The 19,592-nt window shown below is 50.0% G+C and carries 15 protein-coding genes; 8 read left to right on the plus strand and 7 right to left on the minus strand.

The window, feature by feature from the left end:
- Positions 1 to 804: 804 nt before the first annotated feature.
- From L975_RS09620 to L975_RS09635, 4 genes are all read left to right on the plus strand, one after another.
- Positions 805 to 1,449 (plus strand): hypothetical protein, encoded by a 645-nt coding sequence (locus tag L975_RS09620; protein WP_047708360.1) that lies wholly within the window; start codon positions 805 to 807, stop codon positions 1,447 to 1,449.
- Positions 1,450 to 1,873: 424 nt separating this feature from the next.
- Positions 1,874 to 2,269 carry an NUDIX domain-containing protein gene (locus L975_RS09625; RefSeq protein ID WP_047708361.1) on the plus strand — a complete coding sequence of 132 codons (396 nt, stop codon included), beginning with the start codon at positions 1,874 to 1,876 and terminating at the stop codon, positions 2,267 to 2,269.
- 430 nt (positions 2,270 to 2,699) lie between these two features.
- Positions 2,700 to 3,704, plus strand: a complete 1,005-nt coding sequence (locus L975_RS09630; protein ID WP_047708363.1) for a DUF2971 domain-containing protein — start codon at positions 2,700 to 2,702, stop codon at positions 3,702 to 3,704.
- Positions 3,705 to 4,175: 471 nt separating this feature from the next.
- A complete protein-coding gene (locus L975_RS09635) occupies positions 4,176 to 5,147 on the plus strand; it encodes an integron integrase (protein ID WP_036768467.1) in 972 nt (323 codons plus the stop codon).
- 21 nt (positions 5,148 to 5,168) lie between these two features.
- Here the strand turns inward: L975_RS09635 and torS are convergent, their stop codons facing one another.
- Positions 5,169 to 8,030 (minus strand): TMAO reductase system sensor histidine kinase/response regulator TorS, encoded by a 2,862-nt coding sequence (torS, locus tag L975_RS09640; RefSeq protein WP_081995659.1) that lies wholly within the window; start codon positions 8,028 to 8,030, stop codon positions 5,169 to 5,171.
- 80 nt (positions 8,031 to 8,110) lie between these two features.
- Here torS and torT point away from each other — a divergent pair, with 80 nt between their 5' ends.
- On the plus strand, positions 8,111 to 9,136 hold the full coding sequence (torT, locus tag L975_RS09645) for a TMAO reductase system periplasmic protein TorT (RefSeq protein WP_047708366.1): 1,026 nt from the start codon (positions 8,111 to 8,113) through the stop codon (positions 9,134 to 9,136).
- Between the two features lie 37 nt (positions 9,137 to 9,173).
- Here the strand turns inward: torT and torR are convergent, their stop codons facing one another.
- Positions 9,174 to 9,869: a two-component system response regulator TorR gene (torR, locus tag L975_RS09650; protein WP_047708368.1), complete on the minus strand. Its 696-nt coding sequence runs from the start codon at positions 9,867 to 9,869 to the stop codon at positions 9,174 to 9,176.
- Between the two features lie 136 nt (positions 9,870 to 10,005).
- Here torR and torC point away from each other — a divergent pair, with 136 nt between their 5' ends.
- From torC to torD, 3 genes are all read left to right on the plus strand, one after another.
- On the plus strand, positions 10,006 to 11,169 hold the full coding sequence (torC, locus tag L975_RS09655) for a pentaheme c-type cytochrome TorC (protein ID WP_039045284.1): 1,164 nt from the start codon (positions 10,006 to 10,008) through the stop codon (positions 11,167 to 11,169).
- An 11-nt stretch (positions 11,170 to 11,180) separates the two neighbouring features.
- Entirely contained in the window at positions 11,181 to 13,760 is a 2,580-nt protein-coding gene (gene torA, locus L975_RS09660; protein WP_052181380.1) for a trimethylamine-N-oxide reductase TorA, read from the plus strand.
- A 141-nt stretch (positions 13,761 to 13,901) separates the two neighbouring features.
- Positions 13,902 to 14,603, plus strand: a complete 702-nt coding sequence (gene torD / locus L975_RS09665; RefSeq protein WP_052181381.1) for a molecular chaperone TorD — start codon at positions 13,902 to 13,904, stop codon at positions 14,601 to 14,603.
- 108 nt (positions 14,604 to 14,711) lie between these two features.
- Here torD and ccmI read toward each other — a convergent pair whose 3' ends face one another.
- Genes ccmI through ccmE form a run of 5 tightly spaced genes read right to left on the minus strand, consistent with a single transcriptional unit; the run spans position 14,712 to position 19,591 of the window.
- A complete protein-coding gene (ccmI, locus tag L975_RS09670; RefSeq protein WP_052181385.1) occupies positions 14,712 to 15,962 on the minus strand; it encodes a c-type cytochrome biogenesis protein CcmI in 1,251 nt (416 codons plus the stop codon).
- Positions 15,962 to 16,498, minus strand: a complete 537-nt coding sequence (locus L975_RS09675) for a cytochrome c-type biogenesis protein (protein WP_047708385.1) — start codon at positions 16,496 to 16,498, stop codon at positions 15,962 to 15,964. The genes ccmI and L975_RS09675 overlap by 1 nt, the downstream gene beginning before the upstream one ends.
- A 26-nt stretch (positions 16,499 to 16,524) precedes the next feature.
- Complete coding sequence (locus tag L975_RS09680; protein ID WP_052181382.1) at positions 16,525 to 17,130, minus strand: DsbE family thiol:disulfide interchange protein; 606 nt, start codon at positions 17,128 to 17,130, stop codon at positions 16,525 to 16,527.
- Positions 17,127 to 19,094, minus strand: a complete 1,968-nt coding sequence (locus tag L975_RS09685) for a heme lyase CcmF/NrfE family subunit (protein WP_010861705.1) — start codon at positions 19,092 to 19,094, stop codon at positions 17,127 to 17,129. The genes L975_RS09680 and L975_RS09685 overlap by 4 nt, the downstream gene beginning before the upstream one ends.
- Positions 19,091 to 19,591, minus strand: coding sequence for a cytochrome c maturation protein CcmE (gene ccmE, locus L975_RS09690; RefSeq protein WP_047708370.1), 501 nt, complete (start codon positions 19,589 to 19,591; stop codon positions 19,091 to 19,093). Before ccmE ends, L975_RS09685 begins: the two co-directional genes overlap by 4 nt.
- Position 19,592 lies beyond the last annotated feature (1 nt).

The following is a 19,592-nucleotide window of genomic DNA, read 5'->3' on the forward strand; positions in this document are numbered from 1 at the left end:
TATCTGAAACCCCAAGGTTGCTAAAAGCAGGGTTTTGCCGACCAACGTAACAGCCTTAAGTAAAAGCAGCTTTCCTTGGCGAGCCTGAACTTACCCTATTCTACCGATGATTTGTCACGTGACTCGACCATTCGACTTAGATTGTGCAAAAGAACACTGATTTTGTGTAACCACACATCATGCTAACAACAGGAAAGAATACGATTTTCCAGTTTTCGCAAACCATGCTGCCCGTTCTCTCCGCAACCGCAGAACCAACTGACGGGAAAGAAAGCTGGATTACATTCGCCTATACCGCTGAAACTGCAACGCGCTCGTTCGCCAACTATGTTCAATAATGGAATGAATACGATATTTACGTAAATAGTACTGTAGCCAAGACAACTCGACCATTCGACGCTGAAGCTAAACCGAAGAAAGAATACAATTGCGCCGCGAAAACTAGCTTGGCTACGGCCTGAAATTTAAACCACGAAAGCCTATTAAATTCGCCTTTCAGATAACATTTAGTTAAGGGGCATAGCGTAGCACGCTTGCGTGCGCAGCGGTTTGAAATGGGCATAAAATTCGCTTAGCGAATGCCCATTTCAAAATGTCCCTGCTTGAACTTTTTGTTATCATGGAACCCGATGCTCACACTGCAACGTGTTTTGCGCATCCAAAACATGAGTTAATTCTACTTCTGCAGTTAAAATCACTACGCAGCACACTACCGAGCGTTACATCTGGTGACTTAGAGTATATGCCACGTTACTATACAGAAACTTTCCGCATAATGCGCTGCTAAATTTTAAGAGGGAATTTATGCTTATTGCATGGGAAGATTATTTGATTGCAAGAAAAACTGGTGTCAAGAAATTTTGGAAGCCATTACTAGATAAAAATATCACTCAGTTCGACTCTCTTTCTGGTGAGTTATTAAAATTAGAAATTCATGAATTATGCACAGAGTATTTTGATCGTAGATGTAGTGAGATTCCCATTCAGCATCCTAAGATTTTAGAAAAAATCCTCTCCCAATGGGAAAAAGAAATATCAATAAATAATGAAGTGTACCTGCTATGGGCTTATAAAGCACATGGTTTTAATGGTATTTGTAAAATCCTTAGCGAAGAATTCATCCGTAAACCACAGCTCTTACTCGAAAAAGTCTTAGTGTTAAACCCAGACAATCTAGAAGCAATAAAATTGCTTCTGTTGCACCATCTCGATGCGTTGGACTTCGCCTTGCACGAATTACCACATGGGTTGGTATTAAGTGAATCAGCTTGTATCCGCTCAATAGAATGTTGCGAAAAATTATTAGCTAACAACCCTGAAATGGCGGACAGTAAAACCAGATTTGGGCTAGGTTTTCATTACTATAAAACAATGTACTTTTCATGGGTTGAGTATCAAAAAAAAGGAATCAAAGAAGACTTCTTTGAATGGCTCGATAACAAAATATAACAAACGACTGTGGTGCGAATGGCAAAATTCAGATGCTACTTCGCACCAACAAGTGCCCTACCTCGGAGTTTTGCAAAACTTTCATTCGCCAAAAATCTAGATTCAATGCCTTTCCTGATAACATTTAGTTAAGGGGCATAGCGCAGCACGCTTGCGGGCGCAGCGGTTTGAAATGGGCATAAAATTCACGTAGTGAATGCCCATTTCAAAATGTCCCTGCTTGAACTTGTTGTTATCAAGAACCCGCTGCTAACAAAGCAACCAAAATGCATAACACCAAATAACTGGCTAAGTTTCTATCAACGACAAAATTTGTATGCTAAGTTCACAACTAGCAGCCTACTCTATGGTAAAAGTCTCAGCAATATAGTATATCAAGCTGCGAATATAGTCCTATGCTGCCACCAAATTTAGGTTAGTGAAAATGATAATTGACAAATTAGCTTGGATACTCATTCGTAACGGTAAACTTTTAACCGTTAGATCAAAAGGTAAATCACTGTTTTATCTACCAGGTGGTAAGCGCGAAGCTGGTGAATCAGATGAGCAAGCTCTACTCCGCGAAATAAAAGAAGAGCTAGACGTTGATTTAATACCTGAAACCATAAAATACATTGGTACATTTGAAGCGCAAGCGGACGGAAAAAGTGAAGGTGTTACTGTTAAGTTAACTTGCTACTTATCTGATTACAGCGGCCATCTACATCCCGAGTCAGAAATTGAAGAATTAAAGTTCATTGGTGCAGACAATAAGAGCATTTGCTCTCTCGCAACATTAGTAACTTTAGAGTGGCTAGAGAAAAACTCGATGATTAGCTAAGAGACTCGTGCCAATAATTTAGCCGCTTATTGGCACTGCCTTACTTCAGATAAACCTATTACAACTATTCAACACCACCGCAAATGTTGATTAAGACAATTTCTTGATAACATTTAGCTAAGGGGCATAGCGTAGTACGCTTGCGTGCGCAGCGGTTTGAAATGGGCATAAAATTCACGCAGTGAATGCCCATTTCAAAATGTCCCTGCTTGAGCTTCTTGTTATCACGGAACCCAATGTTTGGTAAACAGCGCGTGTTTACACACCCAACACATGAGCTAACTCTACTTTTACAGTAAAACCTCACATGCACTACCGTACAACTCGTTACTCTAGGTGACGCAGAGCACATGTCACGTTACTATACTGAAACTTTCCGCATAATACGCTGTTATGTTACTGGTTTTACTTCGACGTTAAGAGAAATGAGATGTCAATTAAATATCATTATACTAATTTAAATGGCCTGTTTAATATTTTGAACTACCAAACCTTACGATTTGGTAATGTAAATATGATGAACGATCCAAATGAATTAGAAATGGGAAAGTCGTTTTTAATTTGCTATTTACAAGATAAGTATAATACGAATCACTTCGACAGAAGAACAATTGAAGGTTTAACAAATCCTATCTCTAATGTCGATTCTTATATATTTTGTATGAGTAGTGTGCCTGAAGATTTAAATCAATGGCGAGTTTATGCAGATAATGGAAACGGTGTTCAATTATCAATCAATACAGATTCTTTAAACAAATATGTTAACCATTATCTTGAGAGCTCAATGGGACAAGCTTGCAAGGAAGGATTGCGAATACCATATCGAAGTGATGAATTGGAAAGATGTCATTATTTGTCATTATCAACTAATACTGGAAAGCTAATTGTTAATGAATGTGAAAGTAAAGGTGTTTTATATAAAGAGCTCGATGATGCATGGGAAAAATATGGTTTAGATGACTATTTTGATATTCATGGTGAAGTATTAGTAACAAAAAACATTAAAGATCAGTTAGAAGGCAGATCTATAACTCCTGAGCGATTGAAACGAACAACAGAATGTTTTTTTACTTTAGAGGTTATTTTAAAAAGAATATATGCCATTATAAAAGAAGAATCGTATAAAGTAGAAAATGAATTCAGAAATGTTATTTATGCAGACCGAAGCTTGTTAAGTATGCCAGGAGAGAGTGAATTTAAAGATGATGGATTGTGCTTAAAAGATATTTTTAGCTATTACACAAATGGCTATGGTATTTCATCTTGCGTAGATGTTCCGATTAATAATAATTTAGATTATGGTCATGTTATAGAAGAGATAAAGCTTGGTTGTAATGCAAATAAAACCAATGCTCGAGCAATAGATGATATGCTTAAATACAAATGGAAACGATTTCATACTCCAATTACGTATTCATCCATTGTATTCCGTTAGTCACGTTATAAATAATGGAGTATAACGTAACATAACAAACTGTTTAAGAGTGATTCGCAACGCATGGCATTTTTACTATGCGTTGCGTTTAGTGTTTAAGGTAGTATGCGGCGGCTTTGGTATTGCGTTGCTCACACCTTAACAGGGCGTTAAAGATTTAATATTTCTCATTCGCCGTAGTACCCTACCACGGCTATGTTATGCTTCTATCATACGCCGAAAATATTAATTAAATGCTTTCCTGATAACAATTTATTATACAGCCTCTTTCCATATAGTATCGCACTCCATTGCCCCTATATCCACACAGGGGCACTTCCCTCGTTCACCGAATCCAGTCTAAAATCAATGTATTAACCTGCAATGTGCATCTCAAATTTGCAAGATATGCGGAAATTTTGAACACTGAGGCAGGCGAAAGGCGGAATTGCATTTATAGTGTATGCATATACAGGCTTATCTGAGAATTTTATGCGTAAACCCAGTTCTCCTTTCCTTGCTAGTATCTATGAACTGATGCTGACTCAGCGCTATGCGATGAACACTGTTGGCGCTTATATCTATTGGATTAAGTTCTATATTCGCTTTCATAAGTTGCGCCATCCATCCAAGATGGGTGAGCATGAAGTGCAGACATTTTTGACTTATCTGGCGTGTGAGCGACAGGTGTCGACGAAGACCCAGGCTCAAGCCCTTAATGCCCTATCCTATCTCTATAAAACCGTGTTGAAACAGCCATTGAGTATGGAGATGCAATTTCAGCACAGTCGCAAATCGCCCAAGCTGCCTTCGGTGCTGACGCGTACTGAGGTGCGCGATCTGCTGTTGGCGATCCCAGCACATTTACGCCTAGCGGCGCAATTGATGTATGGCAGCGGTCTGCGACTGATGGAGGTCATGCGTCTTCGTGTGCGGGATATCGATTTCGACTACCTGTGCATCTGCGTGTGGAATGCCAAAGGTGGCAAACATCGGCGGGTAACATTAGCTGCGGAGCTGGTCCCTGCGATTAAGGAGCAAATCGCTTATGTCCGCCAGTGCTTTGATGGCGATCGCGAAACGGAAGGCTACGATGGGGTGAAAATGCCCTATGCATTAGCACGAAAATACCCGAATGGGCCAATGGAGCTTGGATGGCATTATCTTTTTCCTGCCAGCCGCTTAAGTCGCGATCCGGAAAATCACGCACTTCGTAGGCATCATTTGGATGCCACCACATTACAAAAAGCAGTGCGCTTTGCGGCGCGCAAATTACAAATTACCAAGCCGGTAAGTTGCCATACGCTACGCCACTCGTTCGCAACGCATCTGCTCGCTCGCGGTGCGGATATTCGCACGGTGCAAGAGCAACTTGGCCATTCGGATGTGCGCACAACCCAGATCTATACGCACGTCTTACAACAAGGTGCCAGTGGCGTGCGCAGTCCATTTTCTGATTTGTAGTGTGGTTATTCGCGAGTGTGATTATTCGCGTTTTTGGGCGACAAGCCAGTGCTGAAGAGCAGAGAAACTGCTTCGAGTGACATGCTCTAAAGCTTGTTGTGTGCTTGATACTAGCGGATCGTTTTCCAGTTGCTGGCACAGGCTTGTTGCTTGCTGCATCGCTAAGCTCGCACAGCTACTTTTCAGTGTATGTGCCAGCTCAGAGATGGCTTTGCTATTTCCCTGCTCAAACTCTACTTGAATACGCTCCAATAACGGTAGGCTATGGGTTTCAAATAAAGATACCCATTTATGCAAGCGGGCGAAACCAAATCGCTGATAGTCGTCTTGTAGCTGCTCCAGATTAAGTAAATCAGCTGTACTAACTTGCGCACATTTATCGATCACACACTCTTCATGCGAATTTTTACTGCTAGATTGCACTGCAACACTGGCTTGCAGATAATGTTTCACTAATCGGCATAAGGTTTCTTGCTGCACGGGCTTTTGAATCAAACCACAAAATATATCGCGGATTTTGTCACCTAACGCCTTATCTAAGACATGCGCACTGAACGCGATCCGTGGGATCTGCGGATAGCTTTTCGCCAACATCACTGCTAATTCAGCGCCATCACAATCAGGTAAGGACAAATCCACCAGCATTCCATGCACATATGCAGATTCTCTCGCCAAAACGGCTCTTGCTTGCGCGCCGTTTTCTGCCACCAACACCTGCGCGCCACTGCTTTCCAGCATCTCGTGTGAGATTTGACGAATCAAGGCATTGTCTTCTATCAGCAATAAGCGCAGGCCATCAAGGCAGCAATCACGTTCACTGCTGTATTGCGCGGGTACCGACGCAAAACGTAACGGCAAGCGCAGTGTAAAACAGCTTCCCTCTGCCGGTGTGCTCGTTACAGAAAGCGAGCCATCCATCGCTTCGGCCAGTGATTTACAGATCGCAAGCCCGAGGCCGGTGCCACCGCTTTGTCGCCCTAATTGCACAAACGGCTCGAATATCTGTTGTAGCTGCTCAGTCGCTATGCCACAACCTGTATCAGTGACACTGATTTCCCAGTGTTTCTCGGCCCTGCTACAGCGCAGCGTGATACCGCCCTGCAGGGTAAAACGCAGCGCATTGCTGATCAGATTAACGATGATTTGTCGGATACGGCGCGGATCGCCAAGCAGTATCGTATTAGGCGTAATGTCTTGCACACCTGAATCCACCAGCGCAAAGCTATCTACGAGATGTGAGTCAAAACGAAGATAAATACCTTTTGCCGATGCCCGACTTTCCATCAGCCGAACAATACTGCGCAGTAAACTGTCCGGCTCAAAGGGCTCATCACTGATAGAAACCTGCGCTTGCCCTTCTTCGATAGCCGAATAATCGAGAATATCATTCAAGATAGAGAGCAATGACTCACCAGAGTCATTAATCGCCTGCACATAATCGCGCTCTTTGGATGACAAATCAGGTTGCTGTGACAAACGCTGCGCAGTACCCAAAATGCCGTGTAGCGGCGTTCGGATCTCATGACTCATGGCCGCCAAAAAGGCAGATTTAGCATGATTGGCTTTTTCTGCTTCTTGGCGCGCCTGACGATGTTGCACCACCAGCAATTGTAATTCATCAGTGCGTTCGCGAACTTCCTCTTCCAGATGCTCTTGGTGATAACGCAGTGCGTGTACACTGGAGCGAAAGGCGTTGGCTAAACGGTTGATGCTTTGCAGCTCGCGCATGCCATCAGTTTGTGGAAATGCCGAATCCAATCGGCCGTTAAGTAAGGATTGCAACGCTTTAGTATGACGCGCTAAAGGCAGCGTGACTTGCCGATACACTAAGCGCCACAAGATCAGACACAGTGCAATCAGCGCGACAAGGGCTAAGCCGAGCAACCAGCGTTGTCCGGTTTTTTGTGCGCTTCGTAGCTGCTCCAACGCCTGCGCATTACGCTGTTCAATTTGCGCTACTTGGCGATTAATTTCATCGCCAAAACGGGTAAACAGCTCCAGATTTTTCTGGCTGAATGCCTGCAATTGTCCTTGGATATGATTGATGTTTTTGCATATATCAATCAGTGCTTGATACTGCGAGATAGTCGTAATAGCTTCGGCCAGCTCGCGTCGAACACCGGGGTCTTCTACCCGCAAATGACGACGATGTAAGATACGTACCGCCTGCGCCAGTTGTTGCTGTTGCTGACTTAAGAACGTATCGCCTTGTCCATCGCTTAACCCATTGATGATCTTCTCTACCCGCATCGCACTTAAGCGCAGCTCAATCATCTGATCAAGGTAGCCCAAATCCACATCGGCCAGCTGATCGAGCGCACGCAGGGTGGCGTCGCGCTGATGTTGCTCGACCAAATCATAAATCCCCGCTTGCGTTGCACCTGCTGAGGTGGCTGCGATACTGGCTTGTCCTTTGGCAAGTTCCGCAATTTTGCTCGTGGCTTGGGCAATCTCTTCGCGTAAATTGTCACGCTGAAGTTGTAGCGTAAGGCGCTCGCCCACCAGCGTGCCTTGCTTGCCGAGTAACGAGGTGATCTCTGCCTCTTGCTGTTCAATAGCGGTAGTATCAAAGCCTAATGCTTGCAGTTGCGCTAACAAACGGCTGATTTTCAGACTCTGAGTAGTCAGCATTCGCCCTTGGGCTAACCACTCTTGTTGCGTGGTGGCGCCAGTGAGGTTTTGCGCCGAAACCAGCTCATAAGCACTGGCTTCACTCAGCTCACGAGCGATGTTCATGGTTGGCAGCAGCGCATGAGTATTACTCTGCTCGACGGTCTCGACAAAGCGCAGACTCAACCATCCCACCAGCGCACTGGCCAGTGTCAGTAGCGCCATTAAGACAAATGCCAGCCATAGGCGGCGTGTTAGCGAGGGAATAGCCATCAGCGCAGGTAATCACACAAGAGGGTTGAGTTAAGGGTCGCAAAACCTCTAGCATAAGGCCTGATTGCGAGGGAGTGAATATGCGCGCCGTTTTTTTCCTATTACCGGTCTTACTGAGTTTGCCGCTAGCGACTGGCTATGCGCAGTTGCGCCATTGGCAATCGGAGCAGCATTCTGTTCCTTTGGATAACTCTTTATCTCCGACACCAAAACCCGCTGATAAGCCATGGAAGCTGTGCGCGCTCTATCCCAGCTTGAAAGATTCTTACTGGCTTTCGGTAAATTTCGGCATGCTGGAAGCTGCGCGCCGCTATGCAGTGACCCTAAACATTATGGAAGCCAGCGGCTATAACCAACTGCATACCCAGCAAGAGCAAATTGCACAATGTCGACAATGGGGCGCCGATGCGCTGATTGTCGGCAGCAGTACTGCGCAGTTACCACAGTTGAAAACCTGGGCCGGACCACTGCCGGTGATTGAGCTGGTAAACGCCACCCATAATCCGCATATTGCAACCCGAGTTGGCGTGCCTTGGCATCAAATGGGTTATTTGCCGGGGCATTATCTGGCACAGCAGGCAAAGGGAAAGCCGATGAATGTGCTGCTGATGCCTGGGCCACGTGATGCGGGCGGCAGCAATGAAATGCTAGCCGGTTTTAAGCAAGCACTCGCCGGTAGCCAATTACACATTGTAGATATCGCGTATGGGGATAATGACACCGAAGTGCAGCGTAATTTGCTGCAAGACATGCTCGAGCGTTATCCGAACATTGATATTGTGGCCGGCACGGCGATTGCCGCCGAAGTGGCAATGGGTGAAAACTTACGTCGCGCCAAGCCGCTGGAGATTGTTTCGTTCTATCTGTCGCATCAGGTGTATCGCGGGTTAAAGCGCGACAAAATTGCCGTGTCAGCCAGCGATCAGATGGTGTGGCAAGGGGAATTGGCGGTCGAGCAAGCGGTACGCGTGCTGCAACACTTACCGGTGAGCAACAATATCAGCCCTCCGCTGTTGCTGCTAACACCGCACAATATCCATCACAACGAAATTACCCGCTCGTTATCACCGTTGGGGTTTCGACCGGTGTACAGCTACCAGCCGTAGGCTCATCTCACGCTGTGAGCTATAAAGCACCGTGGCATTAAGCCACTTCGGCCGCCAGCAAATAACCTTCACCGTGCTGAGTGACAAACAGCTCGGGGCGCAGTTTATTCCGTAAACGCCGGATCAGCACATCCACGGTGCGCAAATCAGGATTCTCCACCCGATTCGCCGAGAGCATGCGCAGCAGACGCTCCCGGCTTAGCACCTCCCCCGGATTCGTCACGAACGCCAGCAAGATTTCGTACTCGGCGCGCGTAAGCTTGATTGGCGTATCCTCTTGCGTCAGCGTATGGCGCGCCACATTCAGGCAATAGTCATCGAACAGATAACAGTTCTCTTGCCCCGCAGCGGGTTGTGCCTGTTTGGCCAAATCAATACGCCACAGCAGATTCTTCACCCGCACCACCAACTCGCGTAGCTCCAATGGCTTGGTGACATAGTCATCCGCCCCCATCTCGAGCCCAACAATGCGGTCAATCTGATCGCAGCGTCCGGTGACCAAGATAATGCCTACCGTCGAACGCTCACGTAACGCTCGGGTCAGCATTAAACCATTCTCACCCGGTAAGTTGATATCCAGCAAAATCAGATCCACAGGCTCGAGCAGCATCAGCTCATGCAAACCCGCGCCACTGGCAGTCACGGAAACCCGATATCCTTCCTGTACAAAGTAATCTTCCAGACGCGCCTGCGTCACCGGATCATCTTCCACAATAACAATGTGATGCGGCATTCGGTTGCCTCGTGGCAATCTGTTCATATCTGTTCATATTTTGCCGCATCGCATTCATGATGACCAGTCACCCTGTTCATATTTCATCAATAAAATTGTATCTCGTGTGAAACCATATAAATCACAGGGTTAAGGAATGAAGAAATTGTGGGAGAAACTGACCAGTCCCAGCGCGCGCTGGTCGGTATTGGCGCTGCTGATTGTCGGTATCGTCATTGGGCTGGCACTGATTATTGTGCCACATGTGGGGATCAAAATGACCAGCACCACCGAGTTCTGTGTGAGCTGTCACTCCATGACGCCGGTGTATGAAGAGTACAAGCAATCGGTGCACTTTAAAAATGCCGCCGGTGTACGTGCCGAGTGCCATGACTGCCATATCCCACAAGATATTCCTGGGATGATCAAGCGTAAGCTGGAAGCCACCAGCGACATCTACCACACCTTGGTAACCGGCAAAATTGATACGCCAGAGAAATTCGAAGCTCACCGCGCCGAACTGGCTGAGCGGGAATGGGCGCGCATGAAAGAAAACAATTCAGCCACCTGCCGCTCTTGTCATAACTATGATGCGATGGATCACGCCAAGCAAAATCCAGAAGCGGCACGCATGATGGAAATTGCCGCAAAGACCAACCAATCCTGTATCGATTGCCATAAAGGCATTGCGCACCAATTGCCTGATACCAGCAGTGGCTTTCGTAAGCAGTTTGACGATCTGAAGAAAACTGCCGATGACAACGACAGCGGCGACACGCTGTATACGCTCGACATGAAACCGATTTATGCCGCCAAAGGCGATAAAGACGCCGCCGGCTCCCTGCTGCCAGCCTCTGAAATCACCGTACTGAAGCGTGATGGTGATTGGATGGAAGTACAAATCACCGGCTGGACTGAAACCGATGGTCGTCGTCGCGTTCTGTCATTACTGCCAGGTAAACGTATTTTCGTCTCCTCAATTCGTGACCAAGTACAAGAGCGCGCCAAAACACTGGAAACCGAAACCGTTGCCGGTACGGGTGTGGAATGGAGCAAGCTGCAAACCACCGCATGGGTGAAAAGTGGCGACATGATCAACGACATCAAACCAATCTGGGCTTACGCCGACTCGATGTACAACAGCTCCTGTAACCAGTGCCACGGCGCACCAGATAAAGCGCATTTCGATGCTAACGGCTGGATTGGCACCTTAAATGGCATGCTTGGTTTTACCAGCTTGGATAAACGCGAAGAGCGCACCTTGCTGAAATACCTGCAAATGAATGCTTCCGACACCGGCGGTGCCGATCAGAAACACTAAGGATTAGAACGATGAAAATACAAAATAGTGTTCCAGAGACCCGTACTGCAGAGCCTCTGACTCAGGACAGCGTTAACGTATCGCGTCGCCGTTTTCTGGCTCATTTAGGCGGCCTGACCGCCCTTGGCATGCTGAGCCCTTCGCTGCTGGTACCGCGTAACGCCCTCGCCGCAGATGCAAGCGGCGCGGCCAACTCTCAGCAAGGCATTCTGACCGGCTCTCACTGGGGCGCAATTCGCGCTACCGTGGAAAATGGCATTTTTGTCGCCGCCAAGCCGTTTGAAAAAGACCAGTATCCTACGGATATGATCAACGGCCTGCCAGATCATGTGCACAATGCCGCTCGCATTCGTTACCCAATGGTGCGCATTGACTGGATGCGCAACAAGCACAAGAGTGACACCACGCAGCGCGGCGATAACCGCTTCGTACGTGTGAGCTGGGATGAAGCGCTGGATCTGTTCTACCAAGAGCTGGAGCGCGTACAAACCACCTACGGCCCGAGCGCCCTGCTGACCGGCTCGGGCTGGCAGTCTACCGGTATGCTGCATAACGCAGGCGGCATCATGGGTCGCGCCTTGGCGCTGCACGGTAACCGTGTAGGCACCGGCGGCGACTATTCCACCGGTGCGGCGCAAGTGATCCTGCCGCGTGTGGTAGGCTCGATGGAAGTGTACGAACAGCAAACTTCATGGCCGTTGGTGCTGCAAAACAGCAAAACCATCGTGCTGTGGGGCTCTGACATGCTGAAAAACCAGCAGGTGAACTGGTGGTGTCCAGATCACGATGTGTATGAGTATTACCATCAGCTGAAAGACAAAGTGGCCAAGGGCGACATCAAGGTGATCAGTATCGACACCGTGGTCTCCTCTACCCATGATTTCCTTGGCCGCGATAAAGTGCAGCATGTGGCCATCAACCCACAAACGGATGTGCCGTTACAGTTGGCGCTGGCCTATGTGCTGTACACCGAAAAGCTCTACGATCAGCACTTCCTCGATACCTACACTGTTGGTTTCGCGCAATTCCTACCGTATCTGCTGGGTAAAACTGATAACCAGCCGAAAACCCCAGAATGGGCAGCGAAACTGACCGGCATTGATGCTGACACCATCCGTACGCTGGCACGCGAAATGGCCGCAGGCCGCACTCAAATTGTGGCTGGCTGGTGTGTGCAGCGTATGCAACACGGCGAGCAGTGGGCGTGGATGGTAGTGGTGCTAGCGGCCATGCTCGGTCAAATTGGTCTGCCGGGTGGCGGTTTTGGTTTTGGCTGGCACTATAACGGCGCCGGTACGCCAACCCGCAAAGGGGTGATCTTAAGCGGTTTCTCTGGCTCAACTTCCGTACCGCCAGTACACACCAGCACCGATTACAAAGGCTATAGCAGCACCATCCCCATCGCGCGCTTTGTCGATGCCATGTTAGAGCCGGGCAAAGTGATTAACTGGAACGGCAAGCAAGTCACCCTGCCGGCGATTAAGATGTGCGTGTTCAGCGGTACTAACCCGTTCCACCGCCATCAGCAATACAACCGCATGATTGCCGGTTGGCAGAAACTGGAAACCGTGGTCGCCATTGATAACCAGTGGACCTCAACTTGTCGCTTCGCCGATATCGTGCTGCCGGCCACCACGCAGTTTGAGCGTAATGATATCGACCAATACGGTAACCACTCTAACCGTGGCCTGATTGCCATGCACAAAGTGGTGGAGCCGCAATTTGAAGCGCGCAGTGATTTCGAGATTTTCCGCGATCTGTGCCGCCGTTTTAACCGCGAACAAGCCTTTACTGAAGGAATGGATGAGATGGGCTGGCTTAAGCACATCTATAAGGCCGGTCAGCAACAAGGCAAAGGCCGCGGCATCCATATGCCTGACTTCGAAACGTTCTGGAACGGCTCTGGCTATATCGAATTTAGCGATCCGCAACTGTTTGTGCGCCACCAAGAGTTCCGCGACGATCCTGATTTGAACCCACTCGGCACCCCAAGTGGCCTGATTGAGATCTTCTCGCAGACCATTGCCGACATGAACTACGACGATTGCCGTGGTTACCCAATGTGGTTTGAAAAAGAGGAGCGCTCTCACGGCGGCCCGGGCTCTAATCGCTTCCCACTGCACCTGCAATCGGTGCACCCAGATGCTCGTCTGCACTCACAGCTGTGTGAGTCACCAACCCTGCGCGCCAAATATACCGTCGGCGGTAAAGAGCCGGTGTATATGAGCCCGCAAGATGCGAAAGCGCGTGGCATTAAAGATGGCGATATCGTGCGCGTCTTTAACGATCGCGGTCAGGTGCTGGCTGGCGCGGTAGTCTCCGATCTGTATGTGCCGGGCACTATCCGTATTCAGGAAGGTGCGTGGTACGATCCGGATAAAGGCGGCGTGATTGGCGCAATGTGTAAGTACGGCAACCCGAACGTGCTAACCATCGACATCGGTACCTCACAGCTGGCGCAAGCCACCAGTGCGCATACCGCTATTGTCGAGATGGAAAAATACACCGGCCACGTTGAGCCCGTCACAGCATTCAACGGCCCAATCGAAATGGTTGCTGAGTGCAGCTATGTGCCTAAACCAGCTAACTAATTAGCCTGCGAACTCATTAGTCAGCGAGCTAATGAGCCCGAGAACTGATTAGCCTGCGAGCAAGTTAGTCAACGCGCGAATCCGCACACTGCCTTGAGGTCGTTACGGCTTCAAGGCCACTTTAAGCCCAAGGGACATCCTATGCCACAACAAGCTACCCCACTTAGTGCGCAGCATTATGCCTGTCTGTATGCATGGCTTGCTGGGATCTTTGCCCGCGAGCTGGATGATACGCAGCTCACTCAGCTGCAATCAGCCGACCTGCAAGCTTGGCTAGACTTTATGGACAGCCAACCGGCCCTGCATGAAGCATCAAGCAATGTGCGCCGGTCTATCAGCGCCTTGCTACTGCGCCCCGATGCGCGCCTGGAGTTAGCCGCCGATTTTGCGGGTCTGTTCTTAATGACCGACAAACAAAGCGCGCTGCCGTATGCCTCTTGCTATGAAGGTGACAAGGTGCGTTTTCGCCGCGATGCCTGTTTGCAAATGCAGCAATTACTGCGCGATGCCGGCATGAGTGTACGCAGCGAGTTTCACGAGCCAGAAGATCATCTGGCGGTAATTTTTGAGCTGCTCAGTCATCTGAAATTTGCTGCCGGTGAATTTTCCCCCAATGAACATGCCGCTGCGCATGATGAGCTCGTTACCCTCAATTTATTGCAGCAACGTACTCTGGGATTACTGCTGATGTGGCTGCCTGATTTTGCGGCACGCTGCCAAGCGCACGATCCGTTTGGCTTTTATGCCGCCATCAGCGCGCTGGCGCTGCAACTGGTGCAACTGGATGCCGCTCAGGTTCACGCGCCGGGTGCTCAACTCGCTGCTGATACATCAGCAATTTAACGCGGGTTAGATTTCACCGTATTTCGGCATAAAAAAGCCCCGCATCATGCGGGGCTTTTTCTTGGCTTAGCCTTGTTAGCTTAGCCTTGTTAGCTTAGCAGATAAGCATCACTGTGCAGGCGGCATTGGCATCATCGGCGCCGACTGTGGATCTGGACGATGATTCACCTCGACGGCTACTGGCTGATTGGCCTGATACGGCTGTACCGCACTCTTACCGCTTAAGACACCCGGCGACATAATATCCGCCTGTCCATCAATCACCTTCACTTTAACTTGCAGCGAAGAGAGCGACGACAGTTTACGCTCTGGCATCATGCTATCGGCATCAGAAACGGTCACGGTTTGTGGCAGTTCGCCCAATGGAATTTGACGCACCGCAACCGGCACCGGACTTTGTCCGTCAGTCACCAATACCACCAAACGCGCCGAAGCCGGTAAGCTGCTGCGCAGTGTCGGCGGAACATCCACACGCACTTTCAGTGCTGGCGCTGTGATACCGGCGCGCGCTTTAGCCGCTTCAATACTGCGCTCCAGCAAGGTGCGACGAGAATCATCTTTAGGCATCATCTTCAGCATCACTTCCCAAGCACCAATAGCTTGCTGGTAGTTCTCCTGTTCAAATGCACTAAACGCCAACAGCGCTAACGCCTGCATATTCTGATGATCTTGACGCAGTACGCGCTTAAGCAACCCTTCGGCTTTACGGTTATCCGCCGGATCGCTAGACTGGATCAGCACCTCGGCATAACCCAAAATCACTTCAACGTTATCCGGCGCCAACTGATAAGCCTTTTCAAACGCTTGCGATGCGGTGGTCAGGTTGTTAAGCGCCATACCGATGCGGCCTAACATCACCCAATCCGGCAAGTTATTCGGCTGCTGTTGCAACTCAGTACGCAGACCTAATCCCAAACGCGCCAGCTCTTCTGTCGTCAACGGTTTTTGATCTTCATGCTGCACCCGCTCACGCAGTTGCGGCATTTGTTTGATCACCTGAGACCACTCGGCCATCTGCGATTGACCGCCGGTTTTCAGATAGAAACCCACACTCACCACCAGCAGCACAATGACGCCCGGCACCAATGCCCAGCGCGAAATCGGCTGCGTAGTCGCAGAATTGGCTACCGGCACATCCGCCAGCAAGGTTTGCTGCAGATCTTGCACCATCTCACGCTGTTCGCTGACGACGCCAAGCTCTTCGTCTTGCGCCACTTCCTGCACGCGCTGTTTGTAGAGCGCGGTATTCAAGCGATCACGGGTCGTCTGATGACTTTCTCCCGGCGCGCGCAATACGGGAACCACCAGCAGTAGCGCACTGACCACCAGCAACACCACGACCAACAGCCAAAATGTCATCATGGTTGTTCTCCGTTATTATTCTTCTCGTTATGGCTATTTGGGGCCAACTTGCCATTTTCCTCCAGCAGTCGCTGCAAGCGCTGTTGCTGCTCTTCAGACACCACCGCCGCGCTGGTGACGAGCGCTTTATCAGTGCGACGTTTCGCGGTCTGACGGAAAATGATGAACGCGCCGCCCAGCAATACCAACAGCGGCCCCAGCCACAAAATCAGGGTCGAGGCGGTTAATGGCGGATCGTAAGTCACGAAATTGCCATAGCGCGTGACCATGTAATCCACCACTTGCTGCTTGTTGTAGCCTTGCTGCATCAGCTCATACACTTTCTGCCGCATGTCTTCAGCGATAATCGCGTTCGAATCGGCGATGTTGTTGTTCTGACACTTCGGGCAACGCAGCTGCGCGGTTAATTCGCGGTACTGCTGCTCTTGCTCAACAGTGGAAAACTGATAGGTATCAATCACACTGGCATACACCAATCCGGTATACGCCAGTGGCGGCAGCGCCATTCCCACCAGTAACCAGAAAACGCGCAACATTTTCTTCATGCTTGCGTTGTTCATTATTGTGCGCCCCCCTGAACTGGAGCCGCGACAGGCTTCGCAGGCAAATCAGAAACCGGTGCGCCGTTATATTTAAGCCACAAAGGCTCAACTTCGCGCTTCCAGATGGTTTCATTCATATCACCGGCATGGCGATAACGGATGATGCCTTGGCCATCAATCAGGAACGTTTCTGGCGCGCCATACACGCCCAGATCCAATCCCAACATGCCGTTACCATCATACAGGCTCAGCGCATACGGATTGCCTAGCTCATTGAGCCACGCGATGGCTTTCTTGCGATCATCCTTATAGTTCATCCCCACAATGCGCACACCACGGCTGGCTAGCGTATTGAGGTATTTGTGCTCGGCATAACAGGTCGGACACCACGTCGCCCACACATTCAGCAGCAGCGGTTTGCCATCGTGCAGCACGTCTTGGCTGTAGGTTTTCCCTGGAATGTCCAGCGATTCCAGCTTAAACGGCGGCACCGGTTTACCGATCAGAGCCGACTCCAGCATGGTCGGGTCTTCCCCGCCCGCATTACGCATCAGCTGCACCATAAAGGTCAGCACTAAAATCAAAAACAGCGCCAGCGGGATAAAAAGCAACTTACGCTTCATTTTTGTGTTGTCTCCGGCTGAGTTGTTGCATACACCACGCTGCGATAACGGCGGTCAAACATACAAAGCGCACCACCGATAGCCATCAGCAAACCACCCCACCAGATCCAGCGGACAAACGGTTTGTAATAAATGCGCACCGCCCATGAGTTATCGTCCAGTTGTTCACCCAGCGCCGCATACAGGTCGCGGGTCAAACCACCATCGATAGCCGCTTCAGTCATCATGCTACGCGCATGGGTATAGAAACGTTTTTCTGCGTTCAGGGTCGCTTCCGGTTTGCCATCGCGGGTCACGTCAATCACCGCCATGCCGCCGGTATAGTTTGGCCCTTTGATTTCATGCACATCACGGAAAGTGAACAGATAATCGCGAATTTGTAGCGTATCGCCCGCACGCATGCGCACATCACGCTCGATGCTGTAATTCTGGCTAAATGCGATACCAATTACCGTTACCGCTACACCCAGATGCGCCAACACCATGCCCCAGTGGCTACGCGGCAATTTAGTCAGTCCACGCAGCAAACCAAAACGGTGCGTCGCACGCTCATACACTTCCGCCAGCGTCAGGATAATCACCCACAGCGCCATCAGCAGACCCACTACGGTCATCGCGGCGATGCGATCGTGCAGTAACCACGGCAGCAATACCGCCAGCGCCACTGAACCGACCAAACCCAGCAGCATCGGCATGCGGATACGACGCAGCTCATCACGACGCCAACGCACCAGCGGCGCAATACCCAACAGCAGCGAGAATGGCACCATCAAATAGGTGAACATCGCATCAAAGAAGGGTTCGCCGACTGAAATACTGCCCAAGCCGAGCATCTTGTGCACCAACGGCAGCAAGGTACCGAGCAGCACTACCAAGGTGGCCGCCACCAGCAACAGGTTATTCAGCAGTAAGAAGGTTTCGCGTGAGAAAAACTCGTGTCGCCCCGGAGTACGCACTTGGCCACCGCGCAGTGCATACAGCAGCAACGAGCCACCAATCACCACCACCAGATAGGCCAGAATGAACATACCGCGCGATGGATCGGAAGCAAACGCATGTACCGAAACCAGCACGCCAGAACGCACTAAGAAAGTCCCCAGCAGACACAACGAGAACGAGGTGATTGCCAGCAGCACCGTCCACGCTTTAAAGGTGCCGCGTTTTTCTGATACCGCTAGTGAGTGCATCAGCGCGGTACCGGTTAACCATGGCATCAAGGAGGCGTTTTCGACCGGATCCCAGAACCACCAGCCACCCCAGCCCAGTTCGTAATAGGCCCAGAACGAGCCCAACACGATGCCAAGAGTCAAAAAGACCCACGCTGCTAATGTCCACGGGCGTGACCAGCGCGCCCATACCGAGTCCAAACGCCCCGCCATCAGTGACGCAATGGCCAGCGCAAACGCCACCGAGAAGCCGACATAACCCATGTACAGCAACGGCGGGTGGAAAATCAGCCCGACATCCTGCAGCAGTGGGTTCAGATCGCGACCATTAATCGGGAAATCTGGCAACGTGCGCGTAAACGGGTTAGACGTGAGGATAATAAACAGCAAAAAGCCGATATTAATCATCCCCATCACCGACAACACGCGCGCCACCGAGTCTTGTGGCATCCGACGGCTGAAAAAAGCCACCGCCAGCGTCCACCAGCTCAGCAACATGACCCACAACAGTAATGAGCCTTCGTGAGCGCCCCACGTTGCTGCAATACGGAAATAGACCGGCAGTTGCGAGTTGGAGTTGGTTGCTACATACGCCACGGTGAAATCATTCATCACAAAGGCGTAAACCAGACAGCCAAACGAAAGTGTGATAGCTAAAAACATACCGACGGTCAGCGGACGCGCCGTGGCCATCATCCGGCTGTCATTGCGCACCGCGCCCCAGCACGGATAAATACTCAAAAGCAGCGCCAATGCGAGCGCCAGCGCCAGTAAAAAGTTACCAATTTCAGGGATCATGATGCATTCCCATTGGCTGACGCTGGCATGCTTGGCGTCGGCTTCGCTGGAGTGTGATGGTTGGTTTCCATCGCCTGCTGAATTTCTGGCGGCGTGTAATTCTCATCATGCTTGGCCAGCACTTCGTTAGCCTGAATCACCTGACCCGGCATCAACACGCCTTGCGCCACAATGCCCTGCCCTTCACGGAACAGATCGGGCAATACGCCATCATAGGTCACTTCAACCACGCCTTTAGCGTCATACAGTTTGAAGGTCACTTGCAGGCTGTCTGGCGCACGTTGCACTGAACCCGGCAGCACCATGCCGCCAATACGCAGACGTTGGCCGACTTCCGGCTTTTCATGTTGTGCACCTTTGCCGTTTAGGATCTCACCGGGGGTATAAAACAGGTCAATGTTCGAGCGCAGTGCATACAGGATCAGCGCAATCGTAGTGATCACGCCCAGCAGCACCAGCACAACCAGATACAGCCTGTTTTTCCGGCGGGAACTCATT

The sequence above is a fragment of the Plesiomonas sp. ZOR0011 genome, assembly GCF_000800945.1.
GTDB classification, from domain to species: Bacteria; Pseudomonadota; Gammaproteobacteria; order Enterobacterales; family CAMTGL01; genus Plesiomonas; species Plesiomonas shigelloides.

Excerpts from the sequence above, each read along its gene's own strand:
- L975_RS09620 (WP_047708360.1), top strand. The coding sequence starts at position 805 with ATGCTTATTGCATGGGAAGATTATTTGATTGCAAGAAAAACTGGTGTC.
- L975_RS09625 (WP_047708361.1), top strand. The coding sequence starts at position 1,874 with ATGATAATTGACAAATTAGCTTGGATACTCATTCGTAACGGTAAACTT.
- L975_RS09630 (WP_047708363.1), top strand. The coding sequence starts at position 2,700 with ATGTCAATTAAATATCATTATACTAATTTAAATGGCCTGTTTAATATT.
- L975_RS09635 (WP_036768467.1), top strand. The coding sequence starts at position 4,176 with ATGCGTAAACCCAGTTCTCCTTTCCTTGCTAGTATCTATGAACTGATG.
- torS (WP_081995659.1), bottom strand. The coding sequence starts at position 8,030 with ATGGCTATTCCCTCGCTAACACGCCGCCTATGGCTGGCATTTGTCTTA.
- torT (WP_047708366.1), top strand. The coding sequence starts at position 8,111 with ATGCGCGCCGTTTTTTTCCTATTACCGGTCTTACTGAGTTTGCCGCTA.
- torR (WP_047708368.1), bottom strand. The coding sequence starts at position 9,869 with ATGCCGCATCACATTGTTATTGTGGAAGATGATCCGGTGACGCAGGCG.
- torC (WP_039045284.1), top strand. The coding sequence starts at position 10,006 with ATGAAGAAATTGTGGGAGAAACTGACCAGTCCCAGCGCGCGCTGGTCG.
- torA (WP_052181380.1), top strand. The coding sequence starts at position 11,181 with ATGAAAATACAAAATAGTGTTCCAGAGACCCGTACTGCAGAGCCTCTG.
- torD (WP_052181381.1), top strand. The coding sequence starts at position 13,902 with ATGCCACAACAAGCTACCCCACTTAGTGCGCAGCATTATGCCTGTCTG.
- ccmI (WP_052181385.1), bottom strand. The coding sequence starts at position 15,962 with ATGACATTTTGGCTGTTGGTCGTGGTGTTGCTGGTGGTCAGTGCGCTA.
- L975_RS09680 (WP_052181382.1), bottom strand. The coding sequence starts at position 17,130 with ATGAAGCGTAAGTTGCTTTTTATCCCGCTGGCGCTGTTTTTGATTTTA.
- L975_RS09685 (WP_010861705.1), bottom strand. The coding sequence starts at position 19,094 with ATGATCCCTGAAATTGGTAACTTTTTACTGGCGCTGGCGCTCGCATTG.
- ccmE (WP_047708370.1), bottom strand. The coding sequence starts at position 19,591 with ATGAGTTCCCGCCGGAAAAACAGGCTGTATCTGGTTGTGCTGGTGCTG.